This is a genomic window from Streptomyces sp. NPDC048182, assembly GCF_043202555.1.
In the GTDB taxonomy this organism is placed as follows: Bacteria; Actinomycetota; Actinomycetes; order Streptomycetales; family Streptomycetaceae; genus Streptomyces.
The window spans coordinates 153,148-169,296 of record NZ_JBIDAQ010000002.1 but is presented as its reverse complement, the minus strand read 5'-3'; the positions used below and the strand labels follow the sequence as shown (position 1 = coordinate 169,296).

General features: G+C 69.1%; 17 protein-coding genes and 1 pseudogene. 10 read left to right on the top strand and 8 right to left on the bottom strand.

Translation table 11 applies throughout. The features are described 5' to 3' along the window. Window positions 1-35: 35 nt before the first annotated feature. Window positions 36-884 carry a GIY-YIG nuclease family protein gene (locus ACGFZL_RS03785; protein WP_393688941.1) on the top strand — a complete coding sequence of 283 codons (849 nt, stop codon included), beginning with the start codon at window positions 36-38 and terminating at the stop codon, window positions 882-884. Window positions 885-1,042: 158 nt separating this feature from the next. Here ACGFZL_RS03785 and ACGFZL_RS03780 read toward each other — a convergent pair whose 3' ends face one another. Then, window positions 1,043-2,215 (bottom strand): serine hydrolase domain-containing protein, encoded by a 1,173-nt coding sequence (locus tag ACGFZL_RS03780; protein ID WP_393689584.1) that lies wholly within the window; start codon window positions 2,213-2,215, stop codon window positions 1,043-1,045. A 254-nt stretch (window positions 2,216-2,469) separates the two neighbouring features. On the opposite strand from ACGFZL_RS03780, the gene ACGFZL_RS03775 reads away from it, so the two are divergent. Next, the gene (locus tag ACGFZL_RS03775) at window positions 2,470-3,033 is read left to right on the top strand and encodes an HD domain-containing protein (protein WP_393688939.1); all 564 of its coding nucleotides are present in this window, start codon (window positions 2,470-2,472) and stop codon (window positions 3,031-3,033) included. Here ACGFZL_RS03775 and ACGFZL_RS03770 read toward each other — a convergent pair. Together ACGFZL_RS03770 and ACGFZL_RS03765 are read right to left on the bottom strand one after the other, a co-directional pair. Beyond that, the gene (locus tag ACGFZL_RS03770) at window positions 3,021-3,488 is read right to left on the bottom strand and encodes an NUDIX hydrolase (RefSeq protein WP_142199944.1); all 468 of its coding nucleotides are present in this window, start codon (window positions 3,486-3,488) and stop codon (window positions 3,021-3,023) included. The two genes, ACGFZL_RS03775 and ACGFZL_RS03770, sit on opposite strands and share 13 nt — an antisense overlap. After that, complete coding sequence (locus ACGFZL_RS03765; protein WP_393688937.1) at window positions 3,475-4,248, bottom strand: helix-turn-helix domain-containing protein; 774 nt, start codon at window positions 4,246-4,248, stop codon at window positions 3,475-3,477. Before ACGFZL_RS03765 ends, ACGFZL_RS03770 begins: the two co-directional genes overlap by 14 nt. 98 nt (window positions 4,249-4,346) lie before the next feature. Between ACGFZL_RS03765 and ACGFZL_RS03760 the strand changes: the two genes are divergently transcribed. From ACGFZL_RS03760 to ACGFZL_RS03735, 6 genes are all read left to right on the top strand, one after another. Next, window positions 4,347-5,072 carry an HAD family hydrolase gene (locus tag ACGFZL_RS03760; protein ID WP_393688935.1) on the top strand — a complete coding sequence of 242 codons (726 nt, stop codon included), beginning with the start codon at window positions 4,347-4,349 and terminating at the stop codon, window positions 5,070-5,072. Between the two features lie 72 nt (window positions 5,073-5,144). Next, the gene (locus tag ACGFZL_RS03755; RefSeq protein ID WP_393688933.1) at window positions 5,145-6,047 is read left to right on the top strand and encodes a radical SAM protein; all 903 of its coding nucleotides are present in this window, start codon (window positions 5,145-5,147) and stop codon (window positions 6,045-6,047) included. Window positions 6,048-6,108: 61 nt separating this feature from the next. Continuing rightward, window positions 6,109-6,681: a hypothetical protein gene (locus ACGFZL_RS03750; RefSeq protein ID WP_393688931.1), complete on the top strand. Its 573-nt coding sequence runs from the start codon at window positions 6,109-6,111 to the stop codon at window positions 6,679-6,681. Next, window positions 6,599-7,261: a class I SAM-dependent methyltransferase gene (locus ACGFZL_RS03745; RefSeq protein WP_393688929.1), complete on the top strand. Its 663-nt coding sequence runs from the start codon at window positions 6,599-6,601 to the stop codon at window positions 7,259-7,261. The genes ACGFZL_RS03750 and ACGFZL_RS03745 overlap by 83 nt, the downstream gene beginning before the upstream one ends. Before the next feature lie 12 nt (window positions 7,262-7,273). Next, entirely contained in the window at window positions 7,274-7,861 is a 588-nt protein-coding gene (locus tag ACGFZL_RS03740) for a class IV adenylate cyclase (protein ID WP_393688927.1), read from the top strand. A gap of 586 nt (window positions 7,862-8,447) precedes the next feature. Then, entirely contained in the window at window positions 8,448-9,401 is a 954-nt protein-coding gene (locus ACGFZL_RS03735) for an FAD-dependent oxidoreductase (protein WP_393688925.1), read from the top strand. Window positions 9,402-9,449: 48 nt separating this feature from the next. On the opposite strand, the gene ACGFZL_RS03730 is transcribed toward ACGFZL_RS03735, so the two are convergent. After that, complete coding sequence (locus ACGFZL_RS03730) at window positions 9,450-10,154, bottom strand: nucleotidyltransferase domain-containing protein (RefSeq protein WP_393688923.1); 705 nt, start codon at window positions 10,152-10,154, stop codon at window positions 9,450-9,452. A gap of 185 nt (window positions 10,155-10,339) precedes the next feature. On the opposite strand from ACGFZL_RS03730, the pseudogene ACGFZL_RS03725 reads away from it, so the two are divergent. Further along, window positions 10,340-10,694, top strand: a pseudogene (locus ACGFZL_RS03725) (DUF317 domain-containing protein). A 165-nt stretch (window positions 10,695-10,859) separates the two neighbouring features. Then, window positions 10,860-11,681, top strand: a complete 822-nt coding sequence (locus tag ACGFZL_RS03720) for a DUF317 domain-containing protein (protein WP_393688921.1) — start codon at window positions 10,860-10,862, stop codon at window positions 11,679-11,681. Between the two features lie 90 nt (window positions 11,682-11,771). On the opposite strand, the gene ACGFZL_RS03715 is transcribed toward ACGFZL_RS03720, so the two are convergent. From ACGFZL_RS03715 to ACGFZL_RS03700, 4 genes are all read right to left on the bottom strand, one after another. Continuing rightward, window positions 11,772-12,161 carry a hypothetical protein gene (locus ACGFZL_RS03715; RefSeq protein WP_393688919.1) on the bottom strand — a complete coding sequence of 130 codons (390 nt, stop codon included), beginning with the start codon at window positions 12,159-12,161 and terminating at the stop codon, window positions 11,772-11,774. 214 nt (window positions 12,162-12,375) lie between these two features. Beyond that, entirely contained in the window at window positions 12,376-14,112 is a 1,737-nt protein-coding gene (locus ACGFZL_RS03710) for a relaxase/mobilization nuclease domain-containing protein (protein ID WP_393688917.1), read from the bottom strand. Continuing rightward, window positions 14,109-14,588 (bottom strand): plasmid mobilization protein, encoded by a 480-nt coding sequence (locus ACGFZL_RS03705; protein ID WP_393688915.1) that lies wholly within the window; start codon window positions 14,586-14,588, stop codon window positions 14,109-14,111. Before ACGFZL_RS03705 ends, ACGFZL_RS03710 begins: the two co-directional genes overlap by 4 nt. Before the next feature lie 183 nt (window positions 14,589-14,771). After that, window positions 14,772-16,028, bottom strand: coding sequence for a hypothetical protein (locus tag ACGFZL_RS03700; RefSeq protein ID WP_393688913.1), 1,257 nt, complete (start codon window positions 16,026-16,028; stop codon window positions 14,772-14,774). Window positions 16,029-16,149: the final 121 nt, after the last annotated feature.

Sequence of the window (16,149 nt, the reverse complement as noted above, 5' to 3'; positions counted from 1 at the left end):
CAGCGGCAGAATCAGCGAAGAGAGCGACGGGGGCCATGACGGCGACAGCAGAGGGCCCGGAGGAGTCGACATTCCACCGAAGCTTCACCCTCAGCATCACCAAGGCACTCGGCGATCAGCTCGCGGCTGATCTCGCCCAGCTGACCAGGGCTCCCCTGAGTGACGTGAGCATCAACCAGCTGCTGCAACGCCCCGGTGTCTACCAGCTCTACCTGCACGACGATTTCGTCTACGTGGGGAAGGCCGAGAAGTCCCTGCCGGTGCGACTTCGACAGCACCTCAAGAAAATCTCGGGCCGACGCGGGATCACGCCGAGCGACATGACCTTCTCCTGTCTCTATGTGGCGGAGGACTTCTCGGCCCTGGCACCGGAGCAGTTGCTCATCAACCACCACAAGGACCTGGGCGAGATCCCGTGGAACAACAACGGCTTCGGCAATAGGGATCCCGGCCGGCAGCGGGACCACACCGCTCTCAAGCCCACTCACTTCGACGCCCTGTACCCGATCGATCTCGACCGGCCGGTCGAGGGCCTCGTGGCAGGCGAGACAAACCTGCTCGACCTGTTGAAGTCGCTCAAGACGACGCTTCCGTACAACATCCGGTACGCGAAGTCGGGAGACCTGGAGAGCACCAAGCTCGCCATCACGGATGTAGAGCTCTCAACCGACGCTCTCCTCAAGAGCGTCTCGGCTGCGGCCTCTGGCGGTTGGCAGATCACAGCGCTTGGGGGCTACGTCGTCATGTACGAGGAAAACCCCACCGAGTACGCGAGCGCCTCGCGGTACTACCGGGGCGGAGAGGTAGTCCACGGAGTTCCGCGCTTCGCTAGCGAAGACGAGGGGACGGGGGACGACGGTTCGTCCACCCCGACCGGATCCTGAACGTGCCTGCGCAAGTTTCGCAGGCGCCGTTCTCGATGGCATCACGTCCGCTCCAGGAGGCGTCTACCTCGGCTGGGTAGCGGCGGTTGGTGGCGTAGCGGCCACGACCCTGCCTCAGGCGCTCTTGCTCGCCAGCGGATCCATCCCAAATCTTGCACTTACCCGAGCGACCTTCGCATCGCGTCGACCAGATATGCCGCACGGACGTCGCCAGTACCCCCGATGACGTTGTTCATCGCATACCCGAAGGCGACACCGTGCTCCGGATCGGCGAAGGCGAGCGACCCTCCTCGACCCGTGTGGCCGAATGAGCTTGACCCCAACATCGGGTTGCTCCCGGTGGGCAGCATGTACCCGGCGCTGAAGCGGCTGGGGATCAGCATGACCTGATCTTTCCCGCCGGCCTGCTCCTCGGCCGCCGACGCCAGGACGGCCGAGGAGAACAGGCGCACGCCGTCCACCTCACCGATCAGCGCGGCGTACATGCGGGCAAGCGCGCGGGCCGTACCGATGCCGTTGGAGGCCGGGAGCTCCGCGGCCTGTACCTCCGGTGAGTCGAAGTCGATCGCGGCTGGGTCGGTGACCGCGTAGGCCCGGTTGCTGAATGAGTTCGGGTCCCGCCAGGCGGCGACCTGTTCGTGGAGTTCTTCGGGGACCGACTCGGCGGGCACGGTGGTGAGGTCGACGTCTGGCCGCTGGTACGCCATGCGGCTGACTCGGTCGCGTTCGCCGGTGGGCAGGCCGATGAAGAAGTCCAAGCCCAGTGGAGCCGCGATCTCGTCGGCGAAGAAGCGTCCCGGCGAGCGGCCGGATACTCGTCGGATCACCTCGCCGACCAGCCAGCCCCAGGTCCGGCCGTGGTAGCCGTGCGCCGTACCCGGAGTCCAAAGGGGGCGTTGAGCGGCCAGTGCCTCCGCCATCGGGTGCCAGGCCAGCGCCTCCTTCAACGGCACCGGGTGATCGAGCGCGACGAGGCCGGCCCGGTGGGACAGGAGCCAGCGCACGGGGATGTCCGCCTTGCCGTTCGCGGCGAACTCCGGCCAGTACTTCGCGACGGGTGCGTCCAGGTCGAGCGCGCCGCGCTTGACCAGCATGTGCACGGCGGTGGCGGTCGTCCCCTTGGTCGCCGAATAGACCAGTTGCAGTGTGTCCCGCGTCCAGGGACGGCCGGTTTCGGCGTCGGCCACGCCTCCCCACAAGTCCACCACCGGGTGGCCGTTCCTGTACACGCACACCGCCGCGCCGAGGTCGCCGTGCCGGGTGAAGTTCTCCGCGAACGCCGCCCGTACCGTCTCGAATCCGGGTGCCACCTCGCCGCTGATCGTGGTCATGCTGGCCATCTTGGCAGTGTTGTGCTGCCCTTCTCCGGCCTCGGAGATGTGCGCACGCCCCCTTGCGTCAAGTCGCGAAGCGCGGCGGGCGTCGTCGGCGGCGCGGGTGCTCCGCAGCGCACCGATGCAGTAACCCTGTCCTGCGGAGAGCGAGTCGGCGTAGACCACCATCACGTCCGTGTAAACCCGTTCGTCGCTGGGCGTTGCGGCCCAGAAGGGAATGGGAGACGAGCCTGACGGGCATGAAGTCGCCAATGGACGAGGTAACGCTGGATTGGGCAGGGCGCATCGCGGAGGTGGAGCTCCGTGAGTTGCTGCCTCGACGATGGCTGCACAGCCAGGGAGTAGCTGGCAGAGCGGAGGAACTAGGGTGCCTCCTGCGTACGGACGCTGAACTGCTGACCGCGGCCGCCATTCTGCACGATGTGGGATACGCGCCTCGCTTGGCCCTCTCAGAGTTCCATCCGCTCGACGGAGCACGCTTCCTTCGGGACGAACACGGAGCCGATGAGCGGCTGACCCGCCTGGTGGCGAACCATTCGTTCGCGCTTCTGGAAGCCGAGGAACGCGGGTTGAGAGAAGTGCTGGCTACGGAGTTTCCTCTGCCGGACGATCCGCTGCTTGTTGACGCCCTCGTGTACTGCGACATGAAGACGACGCCCGACGGTGGCCGGACGACCGCGCGAGAGCGGGTTACGGAGATCGTCGGCCGCTACGGCGCGGACAGCGTGGTCGGTCGGTTCATCCGGCGGGCGGCGCCGGAGATCTTCTCCTCTGTCGAGAGGATCGAGGCCGCTCTGGCGGCTCAGCCGAGGTAGGGATAGGTGCCGGCGAGGTAGTCGCCGATTTGCTGGCGCATGCTCGGGTGGATGTCGTACTGGTCCAGGTCTGCGGGCTGGACGAAGCGGACGCCGTCGGCCTCGTCGTTGATTGTGGGCTCGCCGCCGACAGGGCGGCCGATGTAGGTGTTCTCGTACTGCTGGCGGATCTCGCCGTCGGTGTAGGCGACGATGTGGTTCGGGTTGGTGTAGACGCCGAGGAAGCCGGTGATCTCCGCGATGATGCCGGTCTCCTCCAGGCACTCGCGGACGGCGCACTGGGCCGCGGTCTCGCCGATGTCCTGGGCTCCGCCGGGGAGTGCCCACTGTCCGGTGTCGCGGCGGCGTTGGAGGAGGATGGCGCCGGTCTCGTCGGCGACGAGCAGGTTGCTGGCCGGGATGAGGGTGTTCGCTTTCGGCGCGGCCGGGTCGTTGTAGTACTCAGTCCTGCCCATGGTCGGCGGTCCTCTCCTGGTCGGGTGCCCACGGCCGTGCGGCGGCCCAGACGGCGTCGAAGCTCTGAGCGTAGTTGTCGAACCACCCCATGCCTTGGGCTCTCCTGAGGTGGAGGAGCGGGTTGGCGCTGGCCGGCTGCCCCCAGATGTGGGGATTGACGAGGAGGTCGTCGTCGTAGCGGAACATGGACGTGTAGAGCGTGGTGTCATGCAGACCCACCGCGCACCCGGCCTCGCCCAGCAGGGGGCGGTAGTACGTCAGCGAGGCGCGGATCTTGGCGGCGAGTGTGTCGCCGATTCCCTCTTCGCGGCCCCGGACGGCGACCGCCTGCCCGTCGGGGTCACCGAAGCACAGGCGAACCCGAACGCCCTCGGCGGCGCGTTCGGAGAGCATCTTGGCGACGTGCGGGTTGGACTGGGCGAAGAACGTGCCCGAGAAGACGAGGACGCTGATCTCCTGCCGGGCCTCCCGCAGCAGCGAGAGCCATACGTCCCGCGGCACGCTGGCTCGGTTCTGGTAGGCGCCGACCAGTTCGGTGCCTAATCCGTCGCGGGGTGGACCGGGCCGCTTGGAGGGCGTCGGCCAGAGGAAGGTCTCCTCGACGCGCAGATGACCGGCCACGCGAAAGCGATGCCGCGCGTGAGGAACCCGTCCTCCCAGCCACCGGCTCACTGTCTTGGGGTCGACCTCGCAGATCTCCGCGAGCGCATCGGGTGAGACCCCTCGTTGGGCGAGCACGGTATGCAGTCGGTCGTTCACAGAAACCATGCAAGCGGTGCAACGCGTGATCGCGCAAGGACGTTGTGGGACGTTGTCGCAGAATCATAGTGTCACCGGCTGCTGCTTACGCTGGCGTCATGGAGCTCATCGTCCTGTGGGACATCGACCACACCCTCATCGAGAACGCGGGGGTGAGTAAGGAGATCTACGCCGCCGCCTTCTCGGCGCTTTCGGGGCGCGAGCCGACGGGGCCGGCACGCACCGAGGGGCGTACGGACCGACTGATCATGCGCGACATGTTCGTTCGGGATGGGCTGCCCGTACCCGACTGGCCCGGCATTGAGGCCGCCCTCGAACGGGCAGGGAGTGAGCGCCGGGACGCTCTGCGGTCGCGCGGATGGGCCTTGCCAGGAGCCCATGAAGCATTGAAGGCCGCCTCGGCACGGAGCGGCTGGGTCTCCTCTGTCCTGACCGGCAACATCGCAGCCAACGCCCGTGTGAAGCTCTCAGCGTTCGGCCTCGACTCCTTGCTGGACCTGCCGGTGGGCGCCTACGGAGCGGACGCCGATCTCCGTTCCGATCTGGTCGCGGTCGCCCGCGAGCGAGTGCAGCGGCTTCATGGCGTCCGGGTCGACACGCCCATCGTCCTGGTCGGGGACACCCCTCGTGATGTGGAGGCTGCCCTGGCCACGGGGTGCGGGGTCATCGCCGTCGCCTCCGGTCTGCACGATCGCGCGGAACTCGCAGCGGCCGGCGCCCCAGAGGTCCTTCCGGACCTGGCAGACGCCAAGCGCCTTCTACGCGTCCTGGAGTCGCTCGCAGGTGACGGAAAACGTCCCAGGACGTCCTCGGGCCGTCCCTGAACGCGGTGACGAGGTCCCCGGGTAGACAGCCACGATCGGGTTCCCGAAAGGCAGCCAGCCGAAGGAGCCCAAGTGATCAGGGAAGTCACCGGGATCTGGAAGATCCGGATGCTGTACCTGCAGCTGCTCTACCGCTGCAACTTCACGTGCCTGCACTGCTTCCACGGCAAGCGTCTTCAGTACGCGGACGCCTTCACCGCCGACGAAGCCAGTCGCCTCCTCACCCTGATGCGAGACGAGTACGGCACGGAGGAAGTCACCCTGCTCGGCGGGGAGCCATTCGTTCACCGGGACCTCCCGCAGGTCGTTCGCCACGCCAAGGAAGAACTGGGCCAGCGCGTGGAGATCTGCACCAACGGGTACCGGATCGAGCGACGCCTGACGGAGATCGCGCCGCACCTGGACCTCCTCAGGGTGTCCCTGGAGGGCGTCGGATCGACCAACGACGGCATCCGCAGGCACGGCAGTTACCAGAGCGCCCTCAACGCACTGAGCCTGGCACGGGACCTCGGAGTGCCGACCGGTGCGACCATGACCGTGACCTCACGGAACATCGGTGAGGTACTCCCCCTCGCCAGCATCCTGGCCGGGATCGGGGTCCGGCAACTCAAGCTCCACCACCTGCGGCCCGTCGGTAACGCCGCCGACCACCCCGAACTGCTGATCACCAGCCCGGCCGCCTACGGTCGGCTCCGCGACGAGCTCTCGGCGGCCGACCTGCCCCTGGAGGTGATCGTCGACGAGGACCTCTCCGAGAACGGCGCCCCGCAGCTCTGCGCCCCGACGGGCGGACCCCGCGAGATCGAGCGGATTGAGGCCGACCCGCGTGGTGCTCTGACCATGTCCTGCAAGGCCGTGGGCAAGGACTCTCACGCCTTCTGGTACGAGAAGAGCGCCGGCCGCATCGTCCACCAGCCTTCGGCCAGCGACGAGCTCACGCTCGCGGTGCCGGACGTGGTGTACGCCCGTGCCTGACCAACCGCGATTCGAGAGCCTGGAGGGCTTACGGGGCACCGGGAAGTCGACCATCGCCCCGATGCTCGCCGCCGCCCGGCAAGCCGTCCTCGTCCCCACCGTGCCCGCCCTGTACCAGCCCCTCAGGGCGGCCGTGGACCAGCGGACCAACGTCGACGCGCGGATGTGCCTCTACCTCTCCGCGCTGTTCACCGCGGCCGAGGAAGTCCAGAGCCACCTCGACGCCGGCGTCCCCGTGGTCGTCGAGAGCTACTTCGCCCGGTGTCTCGCCACCCACCAGGCCATGGGGGCTCGGCTCGGCGTCACGCTGCCGCGTCGGCTCCCGACACCCGTCACGTACTACCTCGTCTGCGGTGACGACGAACGCCGCCGTCGTCTGGCCGCCCGGGACAAGCCAGCGACGCAGTGGGACGCACTGATCGAAACCGTCCCGGACCAGGTGACCGACGCCTACGCCTCGTTCCCAATGCGTCGCGTCGACACCACGGGGCGCAGCCCCGAAGAGGTCCTCCATGTGATCACAGAAACCGACAGGCAAGGAGCGAACTCCCATGCAGACCCAGAGCCTGTGGGAGCACACCCTCACCTTCTTCCCCCAGTTCCTCGGCACACTGCGCGAGCGAGTCGCCCCTGACGCCACCGTCGCGGTCGTCGGCGCGAGCGACGGCAAATTCGTCCTGCCGCTGGCCGCCGCCGGCTACCACGTGGTCGCCATCGAACGCGACGCGCTCGCCCTGCACGGAGGCGAGGTACGCCTTCCGGGTGACAGCGAGGCCCACGCGATGGGCCTGATCGACCGGCTGAAGCTCGAAGAACTCCATTCCCGTGTCCACGTGGTCGAGGACGACTTCCTCGAGGGCAAGCCCCTGGGCGTGCAGTGCGAGGCGATCTGGACGAGCTGCTCGTGGCACTACAGTGCCAACCACCACCGCCCGCTCGCCGAGTTCGTCGACCGCATGCAACGCCTGGTCCGTCCGGGCGGTGTGTTCGGTGCGGAGTTCATGATGCCCGTCGAAAGACGCCACCACATGACCGAGCACTACACCTCCCCCGAGCGCCTGCTCCCTCACTTCATCGGTGACTGGGAAATCCTGCTCACCCTGCGCACGAACGAGTTCACGGAACGAGCGCACGTCGGCCAGCCGAACGACCACACCCACCGCATGGGCCTGTTCATGGCAGCCCGAACGTCCCCCTTCACCGACGACTTCTGAGAGAAGGACCCCATGGATCACGAGTACGAGGCGAAGTTCCTGGCCGTCGACACCACTGACCTCCAGACCAAACTGACCGCCCTCGGAGCCATCCAGGCGTTCCCCCGCACCCTCCTCACCCGCAAGATCTTCGAGAACGACTCCCTCGACGGCGGGGCCTGGGTCCGCCTTCGGGACGAAGGCACCCGATCGACCCTCACGCTCAAGCAGGTCACCGACGCCACCACGATCGACGGCACCAAGGAGATCGAGACCGAGGTGTCCGACCTGCACGCCATGGCCGACATCCTGCGGCGGGTCGGCCTCACCGAGGTGCGCTACCAGGAGAACTACCGCGAGGAGTGGCGCCTGGGCGAGGTCGCCTTCGACTTCGACACCTGGCCCGACCTCCCCACCTTCCTGGAGATCGAGGGGCCCGACGAGGCATCGGTCCGGCAGGCCGCCGCGCTGCTGAACCTCGACTACTCCGAAGCCCGCTTCGGCAGCGTCGACGAGATCTACAAGAGCGAGGCCGGCCGCGACATCCTCGCCGAGCCCACCCTCCTGTTCTCCGACGCCGAGAAGCAGAAGGACGCTTCCTCCGCTGTCCGCAGCCACTGACCAAGGGGGGGGGCGGACACGCCATGCTCACGGAAGCCGCATTACTGCACAGGGTGATCCCGGGGATCGCCGAGTTTGCACGCGGCGGACTACCCGCACCGGCAGCCACCGATGACGGCAACGAGTGGGGCGACGGATCGTGCTGGCTCTACTGCGGGCAGCGGTGGACTCGCGTCCTGTGGATCGGTCCCGCGAGCGTCGCCGGAGCCCAGGCGCCCATGTACGCCTGCGGGCCCTGCATCCGAGCACTCCAGGAGCGGGTCTGGCAGTCTCTCCTCAGCCGGGACGAACCAACTCGTCGCGCTCGGCCGAGCGATGCCACCTCCCCCGCGTCGGCCTCAGCACGGCGGGCCGGCAGACATCGGGGCCGACGAGGATTCCTCCGCCGCGGTTAAGCCCCCGCCCTGGTCACGGAAGTGCCTACCGTCCCCCGCAGTATGAGTCCCGTGACCAGGGCGGGCCTGCGAGGTACTACATCCCGCTTGGAAGGTCCTCACGATGCCCCGTGGTCAATCCCGCGGCGCATGTGTTGGAGGACAACCTCGCCCACGCACCGCCGTCACGCGCAGGCCGTTACGGTCGTCTCATGACAGCAGGGGAGCGCGTTGTCGTTGTCGGGGCTGGGGTGGCTGGGCTCACCACAGCCGTGGTTCTCGCCGAGGCCGGGGCTGCGCTGCACGTGATCGCCGAGCAGGTGCCGGGGACCACGTCGCTGGCTGCCGGGGCGATGTGGGGGCCTTACCTGGTTGAGCCGAAGGAAAAGGTCGATCAGTGGGGACAACGGTCCTTGGAGATCTTCCGGGAGCTGGCCCAGGGTCCGGCGACGGGCGTCCGGCTCATCAGTGGCATCGAGGCATCCCGCACGACCGAAGCCGCGCCGGACTGGGCCACCACTTTGCCAGGTTTCCGACCGTGCGAGCGGGCCGAACTTCCGGCCGGGTTCATGGCGGGCTACCGGTTCACTGTGCCACTGATCGACATGCCCACCTACCTCGACTATCTCCTGTGCCGGCTCCGCGATGCCGGCGGTGTGGTCCAGCAGCGACGGCTGGCCTTGCTCTCGGACGCCGGTCCGGCTTCGGCGATCGTCAACTGCGTGGGCCTCGGGGCGCGCGACCTGGTTCCGGACCCTGACCTCCGGCCCATCCGCGGCCAGCACGTCGTCGTCACCAACCCCGGGCTGACCGAGTTCTTCTCCGAGGACACCGGCCTCTCCCCGGACCTCCTGTGCTTCTACCCTCACGGCGACACCGTCGTCCTGGGCGGCACAGCGATCGACGGCGAAGGCGATCTGGCCCCCGACGACAAGGCGGCGGCCGGCATCCTCGCCCGCTGTGTCGAGGTCGAGCCCCGCCTCGCCGAGGCCCGTGTCCTGGAGCACCGGGTCGGCGCTCGACCGACCCGCGCCACGGTCCGTGTGGAGGAAGATGTGGGGGCGGACGGCACCGTGGTCGTGCACAACTACGGCCACGGAGGCGCCGGCGTCACGCTGTCGTGGGGGTGCGCCGAGGAGGCTCGGGCGTTGCTCTCCGTCAAGTGATCTGCACGTGGAAGAACAGACGTTGCGACGTCCGCAGCGCGGGATCGCTCAGGGCGCCCCGACACGCTTGTAGCCGACCCACAACCGGCCACCGGTCTGCCCGAGCACCTCGTCCACGACGGCCACGAGTGTCTCGACTCTCCCGTCCAGTACCTCCTGTAGGCCGTGGTGGAGGCGTGCGCTGAGCCCTGGCGCAGTCGTCTTAAGACGGCGTGCCAGCCACTTCCCACCGCCACCCCACGAACCGCCAACGGCCAGTGCCAGCTCGCCGGTGCGTCGGACCAGTTCGGTCGCGATGAAGAGATGTTCGCTCGAGTTGTCGCTTCCTGCGAGGTCGTCCAGCAGGTCGGTGATCGCGTAGCGGCGGTCGTCGATCTCTTCCGACGACACCGGTGGTGGTCCGGCGGCGGTCAGCCTCCGGGCCTGCGCGGCGAGGCGGGCCCCGAGTCCGTCGGTGTCGAAGAGCAGCAGCCCGTCGGCACACATCCACAGCAGCGGTGACCGGCGCTTGCGCAGCTCCCGTGCGACGTAGGCGTGCCACGTCGCCTCGGTGTGCACGAACATCTCCACTGGCCAGCCGGTGTACTGGAGGCTTGCCCGGTAGGGGGCTGGGGCTCCGTGGAGCAGGACCACGACGTCGAGGTCCGACGTGGCCGTTCGGCGGCCCGTCACAACGCTGCCGCCCAGGAACGCGGCGCGCGCTTCGGGGTGCTGTTCATCTACGACGGCGCGTGCGGCCTCGATCGCATCCATGCGGCAACTATCAGCACTGCTCCCACCGGGCGCACGCCGTTTTCCGCGGCTGGACAGCGAGATCTCGCGCTCTGCGTGTCAGTTCGCCGGGGGCAGACAGCAAAGATCCACGAATGACTGGTCAGCGCCGCAAGGGCATGTGAACCTGGACGACATACTCGCAAAAACGCCAGGTCAAAGAGGTTATTGCCGTTACTGCGGCACCCCAGGGTCCCGGATTCTCCACCCGAGGCCCTGCGGCTGCGTGAGTGGCTGCTCGGCCCGGGCCAGGCCACGCTCGTGATGGATCAGTTCTCCACCGACGACTTCCACCTGGTCGTGGACGACCGCGCGGACGTGCACATCAATTCGAAGGATGGGCGCTTCTACCTTGGATGGTTTCCGCTCGGGCGTCCTGGTACCGACGGCGAGGGGTGGAAGATCGCCGTCACCGGTACGGCCAAGGTGCGCGGCTACCAGATGTCCTTCGACACCGAGACGCCAGCGGACGTCGTCGCTGCGGCAGTCGCGTGCGTGCTGGAGACCTCCCAGCGGGTGTGACAGCCAGAGGCTCGAGTCGGCGCCCTGGGGAAACCTGTCGTCTGCCTGGTGAGGGCGAGACGGGGTAGCCCCGCATCTGCCACCCGAGGTCGCCGGAAGGCCAGTCCGGCACCTCCATCCAGTTGCACGCACCGCTGGCGGCATCAAGCCCCAGCCCCCAGCCCCTTGGAGGCGCACCTGCATCCCGATTTCCCGATCGATCCACCCGCTCCGGCCTGCGTCCCGTCCGTGTACTGGGTCGGTCCCCGGCACCTGGCCGGTGACGATGGCCGCCTCTACGACACCGTCGCTGACACGCTCGCCAGCCTGGGCTGGGCGAGCCTGATGCTCGTCCGCGGGTGCCGGGAGCCGGATGAGGCGCCGGAGGACCGTCAGGTCCTGCGCAGCACCGTCCTGCACATCAGCCCCGACTCCCTGCGATGGGCACAGTGGGTCCTGCCGGACGAGCCGTTCCACCTGGGGAACCTGCCGATCGCCTGGCAAGTGTCCGCCCGTACGGACCTGCGCAGCCCGCTCGCCCAGTGGTCGGCCTACTTCACCCCCGACGTCCCAGGAGAGATCCTCGCTGGCTTCCTTACCGCGTTCGACGCTCGCGATGAGCCTGCTCTGCCGTGCGGTGGCCCCGAGCTGGTCCTCGACGCGGTAACGGCACACGGCTGGCTGCGCGACGTCGACCAGCCCGGCGTGGGAGCGGTGGATCCGACGTTCGCCTCCCACATCCACCTGGGTGAGGTGCCGCCCCTCATCCAGGATGGCGACCCGCTCGCGCTGGTGGCCGAGGCTGGCGAGGCGGCCCTGGCGGGGTGGCAGGCGTGGGCCGAGCCGGTGTTCGGTGCGGGCTATCTATGGGCGGCTTCGTTCAGCAGCAGCGTGCCGCACGACCTCGTCGCCTCGTTCGCCGACTCCCTCAGTTCCAGTGCGCCGGTGCTGCGCCGGGTGCTGCCGGAGAGTACACGCGATCGGCTCCTGCGCGCCCCGGCCTGCTGAGGGCCCGTCCAACGCACACGAATCCGGGCCTCCCGTCGGGGGCCCGGCTTCGGGTACCCGCAGAGCGGGCCGTCGTGGGTGTGCGGCCGGTCAGCTTCCTTCGTACAGGGCGCGGAATTCGAGGGTGTCTTCCGCGGTGGCGATCTCGGCCAGGTGTTCGAACCTCGCGTAGTCCTCGTCGGTCATGATGGCAACGGCGTCGCTGACCACGGATCCCTCGGGGAGCTTGGCGAAGTACTTCATGAGCAGGTCGACGAAGGCGTCCTTTATTTCGTCGAGTTCACGCTGCCATTCGTCTTCGAGCTCTATCTGCGCAATCGCGGCGGCCTTTTCTTCCGGGGTGAAGGTGATCAGCAGGTCGCGTTCGGCGAGGGTGAACGGGCGTCCGTCGCGGTGGTACGGGCGCTGCCGGGTGCCGGGGTGGTTGAGGTCCAACGTGGTGAGCAGGAGGACGACTTCGGGGCGAACGGAGGAGTGCATGGGTGGTTCCTTGTGTGGTGTCGTGCGAGAAGCAGGGTGCTCGCGGAAGGGTGGTTGCTGAGCGTGGGCCGGTGGCGGGGGTTCCGCGCGCTCGACTGCGGTGGGGACGGAGGTGCCAACCGAGGTTGTGGGGCCTCTGGGCACCGATGGTCCGGAGGATCGCCGGTTTGGCCAACCGGCGATCGTCGGCTATATTTCGCCCGGTTTTCGCTGGTCAGCGCCGTCGGCTGGGGTCGTTCACGGTGCTGGTGGCCGGTTGCGTGACGGGCGCGAGGGGTGCGCTGCGCCGAGTGCCCATCGTGGCCGTTCCGTCGGGGCTTGCGGGTAGGGCCAGCAGGTGTGCACTGCGGCGCAGGCGCCACACCAGGACATCACTGATGGAGTCGGCGGTGTCGAGGTCACGTCGTTGTGCGGCGTCGGCCAGCAGAACGGCCGGGTCGTGGCCGGCCTTCCGGACGTCGTCGAGGGTGGCGGCCAAGGCGGCCCAGCCGGCCTCAGCGCGGATCTGCTCGGCCAGCTCCGGCAGCAGTTGCTGGAGCAGGGCGGCGTGCCGTTGCCGAACACGCGGCGTTAGACGCTGGCCTCGCTGCCGCAGGACGTCCATCGGCTGGGCTGCTGCGGATCCGTAGGCGGCCCGAAGGTGTTCGGCTGCCTGCTGAGCTGCGGCGGCCTGCTGCGCGTGCTCCTTCTTCGCGTGCCAGTTCGCCGCGGCGATGGCGAGGAAGAAGGCCATGTCGATGAGCATGGCGGTGGTGGCGCCGTCTTCCCCGCGACCCAGGGTTGGTCCGCTGTGGACGAGGTCGCGGGCGGCCTGGCGCAGGGCGCGGTCGTGCCCGCGTACGGCCCTCACGTGGGAGCGGCTGGCCCGCTCGAACACGAAGGCCGCCTCGCGCAGCTCCTTGCGGGTGTGGGCGGCGGAGGTCTTGGCCAGTGCGTCCAGGACCTCACCCGCCGCTGCGATCTGGGCCGCTGCCGCGCCGTCATCACCGCGATCGATGATCAGGAGGGCCTGCCAGGTGGCTGCGGTGGCCCGGCGCCGCGCGAACGCGGGACCTGTCACGTCCGGCATGACCGGCTGTTCCCGCTCGGAGCCGTCCGCCGAGGCCACAGCCTCCACGGGCAGGGCCCAGCGTTCGCGGATGCGGGGCAGGGACAGATCTGGTGCGAGCGTGGAGCCCGCGTAGAACACCGGCTCCTTCTCACCGGTGCGGTCATCGGGCAGTGCGACCTTGTAGCCGAGCAGGTCACCGGAGGGCGCGACGCGCTTACGAATCAGAAGACCGGCGACGGCCAGCCGGTCGAAGAACTCCTCCTCGCTGCCGGCGCCGGCGACCGCGCGCCGTACGGTCTCCCGCAGCTCCTCCCGCGCGGGGCGCTCCCGTCCCGTGCGTTCGGCCGCGTGCCGCTCCGCGCTGGTGGCCCGCTTGGCGGCGGTGCCGTCCCCGGGCGCGACCTGGTGCAGGCCGAGTTCCTTTTCGATCAGGCGGCACTCGGCCTGGGCGCGTTTGCCCGAGCGGTGGTGGTCGGGGCGGCGGCCGTCCTCGCGGACGAGGGTGGCGATGATGTGGATGTGGTCGTCGGCGTGCCGGACGGCTGCCCAGCGGCAGCCGGCGCCGTCGCCGGGGTCGATACCGGTGGCGGCGACCATGCGGCGGGCGATGTCGCCCCACTGCTCGTCGGACAGAATCGGGTCGTCGGGCGCGGCGCGCACCGAGCAGTGCCAGACGTGCTTGTCGGGACGTTGGCCCTCGTCGAGCAGCGACAGGGGCTGGTCGAGGAGGTGCTGGAGGTCTTTCTTCGTGACCGAGGGGTCGCGGCCGGGGTCGGGGGCCATGCCGTCGAAGGAAGCGACCAGGTGCGGGTCGATGTGCTCCTCGTGGGTGCCCTTGCCGTACAGGTAGTGCAGGAGCCCCAGGGTGTTGCTGCCTTGCTGATGGATCCGGGGGATCAAGCCGCTTCGTCCTCCTGCCCGTTGGCGACCCTGTCGGCTGCCCGCTGGACGGCCTGCGCGGCACACTGCAGGTCGGCGAGGGCAGCGGCGAAGTGCGGTACGTCGGCATCAGAGTTGAGTGCCTTGGCGATCTGGTTGACGTTGCTGCCCGCCCAGCCGAGCTGACGGCGCACACCGAACAGGGCCGTCAGGATGTCCCGCTCGGTGGCGATGGCCGCCGCGGTGCGGGACTGGTCGCGGGCTGCGGCCAGGGCGGAGTGGGCCAGGAACCCGGCCACGCTCATGCCGACGTGGTCGGCGCCGGACTGGATGATGGCGAGTTCCTGGTCGTTGAGGCGGACGCTGTGCGCGGGGCGCTGCTTCTTGTCACGCTGACGCGACTTCCCCTTCCTGGCCCTGCCCTTGCCTGGCTGCGGTCCACCCTCGGTCGTACCCTTCCCGTCCGGCGCCCCCTGGTGCCGGACGGGACCCGCCACCCCCGGGGCGGGATCGGGTTCGGGCGCTCCCCCTGCGGGGGAGTGTCCGGACCTCCAACTTGCTCCGCCTGCGGCAGGGGTGGACGGCAGGGATTCCTCGGGGGCCATGGGGTCTTCGTGGAGCTGAGTCTGCATGGGGCCTTTCGGGTCGGGGTGTGGTGGGGAGTGCTGGTGCTGCGGGGATCAGCGGGGTGGATGGCCGGCTGCGGCTTTGAGCTGGTCCTTGAACTCGCGGACGACTCGTCCGACGCCGTCGCTGGAGACGGTGTAGCCGGCGGCGCGCAGGGCGTCCTCGACTCGGTCGCGGCCGACGCTGCCAGTCTCCTGGTAGATGCGGCGAGCGTGCTTGAGGATGACCTCGTCGGAGGCACGGGCTTTGGCGGCGTCGCGCTTCTTCCGGGCAGCCGGTTTCCGCTCGTGCCTGCCCGAGTTGTTGCCCGTGAGCGCCCGGCTGTCTTCAGTTTCTGCCCGTGCGGGCAGCCCGGGCTCCGGGCGGGCAGGCTGCGGGCGGGCAGCCGGAGGGACCGTGTCGTCACCTGGATCTGACGGGTGCGGGCGGGCAGGTTCCTCTGCTCGCGGCAGTTGTGCCGTGCGGCCGGAGCGCGGGTTACTGTGCCCGGAGGCCGGTACCTCCCAGCGCGGCGGCAGCGTGATGGAAGCGAGGCCGAGGGACTGCTTGCGGGTGGCGAGCTTGTGCAGCAGCAGCTTGTCCTGGAGCGGGTCGCCGTCGACATCGGCCCGCTCCAGGGCCTCGTGCAGGCGTTCTGCGAGGCGTCGTTGCCGCCGCTTGCTCCGCTGGCGGTCGGTCATCGATTCGGCGCGCAGGATGAGGGCGACGGCTTCGCTCAGCGCGCGGTCGCGGATGAGGCGGGCGGCATCGGCGTCCTGGTCGGCGATGCCGAGCCTGGCCAGGAGGCGTTCGCGTGCCTGGCGGACGAGGACGGCGGCCAGACCGCGTGAGGCGGCGTCGGGGGTGCGGTGGCGCAGCTCGATGCCCATGGCCAGGTGCCACAGCATCGCGGCCATGACCGGGCCGACGAAGGCTCGCACGGTGCCGCCGACCAGCCCGGACTCGGCGTAGGCGGGCAGGATCTGAACTGCGGTGGTGACCCAGGTGAGGGTGCCGGGCAGGCCGGGTGCCTGCTTCGGGCCGTTGAGGTTCTGCCGGGCCATCAGGGCAGTGGCGAACAGGGCCAGCTCTGCGGCGGCGAACATCGCGACGCGCTCGGCGGTGCCGCCCATGTCGAGGTAGTCGGCGGCGAACCGCCAGCTGGTGTCGGCGCTGTAGGCAGTGCAGCCGAGCGCGGCCACGGCCGCGACCGGCACCGCGGCGGTTCCACGCCAGCGGCTGGTGTGATGCCGCCGACGGCGCTGCTGGCGGAGAAGCCACCCGGCGAGGAGGCCGAGCAGCACGGGCGGTATGAGGAGCGCTGCGGTCATCACCGGGGAGGTGGCCCAGTCAGGGAGGAGCGTCGTGCCGCTGATTCGTATGGCGAGGAGGACGGGGCTGTGAGGAGGCAGGAGAGGGCTCCAAGGCGTCGAGGATTGAGGGCGAAGGGCG